Annotated in this window: 6 protein-coding genes and 1 pseudogene; 1 reads left to right on the top strand and 6 read right to left on the bottom strand. The window is 60.9% G+C overall.

Annotation, left to right across the window (positions count from 1 at the left end; genetic code table 11):
- The 3 genes and pseudogenes from AC27IQ_RS18840 to AC27IQ_RS18830 form a co-directional block, all read right to left on the bottom strand.
- Positions 1-178: pseudogene (locus AC27IQ_RS18840) on the bottom strand (OmpW family protein); the annotation flags it as partial.
- Positions 103-537, bottom strand: coding sequence for a hypothetical protein (locus AC27IQ_RS18835; RefSeq protein WP_487090383.1), 435 nt, complete (start codon positions 535-537; stop codon positions 103-105). The pseudogene AC27IQ_RS18840 and the gene AC27IQ_RS18835, both read right to left, overlap by 76 nt.
- Positions 538-545: 8 nt before the next feature.
- On the bottom strand, positions 546-1,481 hold the full coding sequence (locus AC27IQ_RS18830; protein ID WP_487090382.1) for a hypothetical protein: 936 nt from the start codon (positions 1,479-1,481) through the stop codon (positions 546-548).
- A gap of 438 nt (positions 1,482-1,919) precedes the next feature.
- On the opposite strand from AC27IQ_RS18830, the gene AC27IQ_RS18825 reads away from it, so the two are divergent.
- Entirely contained in the window at positions 1,920-2,213 is a 294-nt protein-coding gene (locus AC27IQ_RS18825; protein ID WP_487090381.1) for a hypothetical protein, read from the top strand.
- A gap of 354 nt (positions 2,214-2,567) precedes the next feature.
- Here AC27IQ_RS18825 and AC27IQ_RS18820 read toward each other — a convergent pair whose 3' ends face one another.
- The 3 genes from AC27IQ_RS18820 to AC27IQ_RS18810 form a co-directional block, all read right to left on the bottom strand.
- Positions 2,568-2,897 carry a hypothetical protein gene (locus tag AC27IQ_RS18820; protein WP_487090380.1) on the bottom strand — a complete coding sequence of 110 codons (330 nt, stop codon included), beginning with the start codon at positions 2,895-2,897 and terminating at the stop codon, positions 2,568-2,570.
- A 59-nt stretch (positions 2,898-2,956) separates the two neighbouring features.
- Positions 2,957-3,886, bottom strand: coding sequence for a ParA family protein (locus tag AC27IQ_RS18815; RefSeq protein WP_487090379.1), 930 nt, complete (start codon positions 3,884-3,886; stop codon positions 2,957-2,959).
- Positions 3,887-4,147: 261 nt separating this feature from the next.
- The coding region (locus AC27IQ_RS18810; protein ID WP_487090378.1) for a 3-deoxy-D-manno-octulosonic acid transferase at positions 4,148-4,929 on the bottom strand (782 nt) is incomplete at its 5' end.

Below are 4,929 nucleotides of genomic sequence, written 5' to 3'. Positions count from 1 at the left end.
CCGTGGCGGAATGCACGTCCACGCGGGTGCCGGGAAAGCTCGGCGCGCTCAGGTTGCCGCTTTTGACTTGGGGCGAGATTTGGGTCACGCCAGCGCGCAGGCTCAGCGTGCCGGCGACTTGTGCGCTGGCCGTGCCGCAGACGGCAGCGCGGCGATCGCCACGCAGGCCAGAAAGCAGGCAAAAACGTCCAACAGGCCCAGCGTGACCTGCGCCGCCGCCCCGATAAGCGCCGAGACGATGGACGCAAAAATCAGGTTGCTCACATTGCGGACCTGCACATAGCGCCGGATGCGCGGGTCGATCTTTTTCAGCTGCGCGAACAGCTCGCGGTAGCCCGGCGTGTCGAACACCGTCTCCTTGAACTTGACCACGATGAAGATCTTGAGCGACAGCAAGAAGCTGCCCGTGGTGAGCAGGCCCGTGAACAGGCTGGCTCGGATCTTCTCGCCATAGAACTGCATGGCCCCATCGGCGTCGGGCACTCCAAAGACCACACCGGCCACCACGGCGGCCGAGAACAGCAGCGCCTGGAGCACATACCGCCTCATCGCATCGGCATCTCGAAAATGTGGCGGTGCTCGCGGCACTGCCGCAGCAGTTCCTCGACCACCCAGGCGGTGGAAAAGCGTGTCACGTCCAGCTGGTCGAGCCTGGAAGCCAGCTGGTCATAGTCGTATTCGCCGAAATTTTCCGGGTTGTCCAAGATGGAAATCACTTTCTCGACGCCATGGGCATCCACCCCTTCGATGCGGCCGCGCTGGGGGCGCTCCGCCCTCACACACGCCTGGATGGCCGCCGCCAGCATTTTGCCGGGCGTGCCCGCCACGAAGGTGATCTTGCTCGCGCGGTTCTTGATGTAGGCCGTGTGGGCTTTGAACTGCGCCTGCGGCACCTCGGGCGTGGCGACCACGTATTCGAAACTCTTCACCTTCTCCAGTTCTTCGATCATGGACTGCAGCGCCTCTTGCCGCACCAGCACTTCCCAGGAGAAGCGGGCATTGTGCTCGCGTCGGATTTTGACGCGCCGCGCCTCGGTCAACTCACTGCCACCAGCCGCCGCGATTTTCTCGGCGATCGCCTGCTCCTTGTACTGGTTGAAATGGGTGCCGGCCAGGTGGCAGAAGGTGCTCACGCTGCAGGAGTGGTGGTAGTACTGGTACATGCCCGCCCCCGTGCGCTTGTGCAGCACGAAGAAGTTGAAATCCATCAGGCTGGCGTCGCGACGCACCTGCGCCACGCGCATCAGGATGTTGGTGGGCGCGCGGACCAGTTCGCAATAGGTCTTGTGGTCCTTGACGGTGATGACCACGCCCACGTGGTAGTCGGGGTCCGCGGAATCGTTCAGGAAGAACAGGCGCTGCCCATCCGCGGGCGCGCTGGGATCGTAGCCCCGGGCGGAAAGGGCCTGCGCGAAGGTCTCCAGCGACAGGGGGCCCTGCGGTTGAAGGACAAACCGGAATCCCATGAATTTGACTCGCATTGCTTTGCCTCCTGAAGGGTTGCATGGCCAGCGTGTGTACCCCTTGGCAGGTGTGAGGCGGCGGGCGATGGATGCGGAGCCAAGGGGCGGGACAGTTGGCTTCGCGGTGGAGTGGAAAACGTGTCTCGGCCCGTGCATGGCCTGGGTTGGCCGAGGTACGGTGGGGTGTCTCACGCTGAGTTGGCCCATGTGCCACCCAGGTCATCAGCACGGCGCGAGGGACGGGAGAGAACTTGAAAGACTGTACTTAAAAACAGTGTTTCGGACAACCTGAAATCCCCGAGCGCCAGTGGAGGAATGAATCAGCGCGCAGCCAGTCGTCCCGGGCAACGCTGGAATCGGCGGGTCACGGCAGGCAGCCATCCGGCCACAAGCCGCCGTTCATTTGCCACAGTTGGACTTCCTTTGAATCTTGAATCTTGAATCTGGATGTGGCAAATGGGTGTCGTCCGCTGCAAACCAATCACCGCCCCGATCTGGGTCCGGATAGCCATTGCGCTCGTCCTGGCGTGCGCCTCGACCTTCGTGGCGCTTTGGGTGACATCGGGGGGTTTGGATCCCCAGAACAAAGGCATGCTGTTGGCCGCCATCCTGGTCGTTCCTTTGGCTCTGGCTGCAAAGCTGGATTGGCCGTCAGGCGCTTCCGTCGCGTTGGCGGGCGTGACCTACTTCCTGTTCTGGATGGGTGCGGTCTGGTGGGTGACGCATCCAAAGACAATGGACAGCGCGTGAACTGCGGGTGCCAAGACTTGGCGAACGCTGGTTGTGGTCAGTCCTCACAGCAGAAACTTGAAGCGAAAATGGAACGAGCCAAGAACGGTCGCAGAGTGGCAATAAGTCTTGTGTGCTGGCTCTTTTCCAGCGTTGGCGTGTTGATGTCGCTAACGATGATCGTGGGCTCATCGATGGTTGCCGTGATTGCCGATCCCGCTTCGGCATTCAGGGGAACGGAGTTCTACCTTGGAATGCAGCTGCCTTCGCTTGGTTGGCACTGATCGTGATGAACCTCGCCTGGCTGAGGGAAGAGCGAACGTCCCTGGCATCGGGCGTTCGCATGAAACCCTAATGACTCTATGTCCTCTCAATTCAGTTGCTGCCCTGAATTGCTTCTGATCTAAGGCGAGCTCCAACTGTGGCTTCGATGATCCTATCGCGCAACGTTTCAGCTTTGTCCTGCTTAGACACCAAAACGTCGAGATGCCGAGCTATCTGTTCGAGAGCTTTCTTTGTCCCAAAGCTGTCCTCAAGGAACTTAGACGCATCGGCTCGGCTTGCCGCCCCCGTGAGCTTCGCGACGATGTCAGCCAAATCTAGCCTTGCCTCAGGAGTAAGCTCCTCCCTCGAACGCCTGCGTAAGACTTTGATCTCGATCTCCGCCCCAGACTCACTAAGTCGAGCGAGTTCCTCTTCGGACATTCGATCGAGTGCGGCGGCTAGCCGCCGCAGGGCGGAGGCTGCGAGAGTCGATGAGGTGCTCATATGCCTCCCAGCAAGTTGGAGAACTCGCCGACGACCGCCTCTATCTCGTGGACGATGTCAGAGTGCGTGTTGTTCGTATATGCGTTGAGCACGACTGGCACGAGGTTCTGAGGTGCGTCGGCGAAGATGGTCTTGTTCTCACGGAAGTTGTTGTCCAGCGTTTTCACGCCGAGGCGCTTGGTCTGGGAGATGAATTGCCGTTGTGCCGAGATGGGCTGGCCGCTAGTGATTTGAATCATAGTAAAGATGACACCGAGGATATGGGGAGAGATTGAGTCCTCCTCGTCGGGACCCGCATATTCATTAAAGTCCTCGACAAGCTCTCTGACGCTGCGTTGCAGGTAGTCAATGCCCAACGTCGAAAGGTAGTCGGGCTTGGCGGGGATCAGGATGTGTTCGCTAGCAACGATCGCGTTCTTTGTGACGATGTTGAAGTTAGGCGGGCAGTCAATGAGGACGATGTCGTAGTCCGCGCTGTTGGCGATCGACGCCAGGGCCTGTCGAAGCTGCCCATGAACCTTCAGGTAGTTGCGCTTCGCCGCTGTCATATTGGCCCCGCCAAGTAGGAGGGCTAGGTCGAGATCGACGTTGATCAATCCGAGGTGCGAGCAGATCAGGTCAATCTTTCCTCCTTCGCCATTTGCAAGTCGTCTATTAACGGCCGGGGGAGTGATGATGAAGTCGTTCAATGCAGGCGGTTCTTGGCCTTGGCTAATCGCGTCGAACCAGGATTTAATTGTCTTGCCTGCCTTGTAATTCTCGTCCCAGTCGTCGGGGGTGACGAATGAGAAAGTGAGGCTGGCTTGGGCATCGGTGTCTATCAACAAGACCTTTTTCCCTCGCCAAGCCAACTCGCTAGCGATGTTTGAGGTGACTGTAGTCTTGCCGACGCCGCCCTTGTAGTTGATAACGGAAACAATGTGCATGGATTCTCCCTCGATTAATCGATGTAATAAACGAGTTGTACTCGCCCTCCGCGTTGCGCATGCATCTCGTCTGCTTAAGTAACCCCTTGTCGGCTGATCAACCAGCTATTGGAGTGACCTGCAGACGATTGCCCGCTGCATTGCTATTGTGCGCGCATTAGATAGTCGGAAAATAAGGGTTCGCGCCAGTCGGTAGATTCAACCCGCCGCCGTAGTGCATCGTTGTCAACAGCGCCGAACGGAATCGATTGGATAAGGCGTTCACGAGCCCCCAAGCTGCACCCGCAACATCTGCGCCACAGCCAGCGCCGTCGCCAACGCCGCCCCCCGGTGCGCGCTGGTAAACGCCACCGCCCTGCCCTGCACTTCCTCCAGCCTCGACCCATCCCCCACCAGCGCCTCCGCCACGGCGACCCCCTCGGCCATGTCCTTCACCCGCAGCGCCGCCCCCGCTTCGCACGCCAGCCATGCCGCCTCGGCAAAGTTGAACGTGTGCGGCCCCGTCACCACCGGGCAGCCGCAGGCCGCCGCCTCAATCAGGTTCTGGCCGCCCAGCGGCGCGTAGCTGCCGCCCAGCAGGGCCGCGTGCGAGAGGCCGTAGTACAGCGCCATCTCGCCCAGCGAGTCGCCCAGCCACACGTCGGCGGTGCCGGGTGCGGCGCCCCAGGTGCTGCGGGGCGACACGGTCAGGCCGGCGGCCTCGATCAGCTCCCGCACCTGGGCGAAGCGCTGGGGGTGGCGTGGCACCACCAGCCATTGCACGGGAAGGGCTGCTGCCGATGCCCCTGTGCTGGACACTCCTGAATTGATAGCAGAATGCCCTAGTGTTATTTGCGCTGGAGTCCGTTTTGACTGCAAGGCCTCCAGCCACATCGCTTCTTCGCCCTCGCGGCTGCTGGCCAATAGGACCACGCGGCGGCCGGTGGCGTCGCGCCATTCGCGGCCTTGCGCCAGTTGGGCGGCGTCGGGCACCACGTCGAACTTGAGGTTGCCGAACACGCCCTGCACGCGGGCGCCGGCCGCGCGCAGGCGCTCGGCGTCGG

The sequence above is a fragment of the Acidovorax sp. KPB24-07 genome (genome assembly GCF_057543315.1).
Note: the sequence above shows the minus strand (reverse complement) of the source record. Positions and strands in the feature narration are given on the sequence as shown.

Bases quoted from the DNA above. Each gene is read 5' to 3' on its own strand.
- AC27IQ_RS18830 (WP_487090382.1), bottom strand. From the start codon at position 1,481: ATGCGAGTCAAATTCATGGGATTCCGGTTTGTCCTTCAACCGCAGGGC.
- AC27IQ_RS18825 (WP_487090381.1), top strand. From the start codon at position 1,920: ATGGGTGTCGTCCGCTGCAAACCAATCACCGCCCCGATCTGGGTCCGG.
- AC27IQ_RS18820 (WP_487090380.1), bottom strand. From the start codon at position 2,897: ATGTCCGAAGAGGAACTCGCTCGACTTAGTGAGTCTGGGGCGGAGATC.
- AC27IQ_RS18815 (WP_487090379.1), bottom strand. From the start codon at position 3,886: ATGCACATTGTTTCCGTTATCAACTACAAGGGCGGCGTCGGCAAGACT.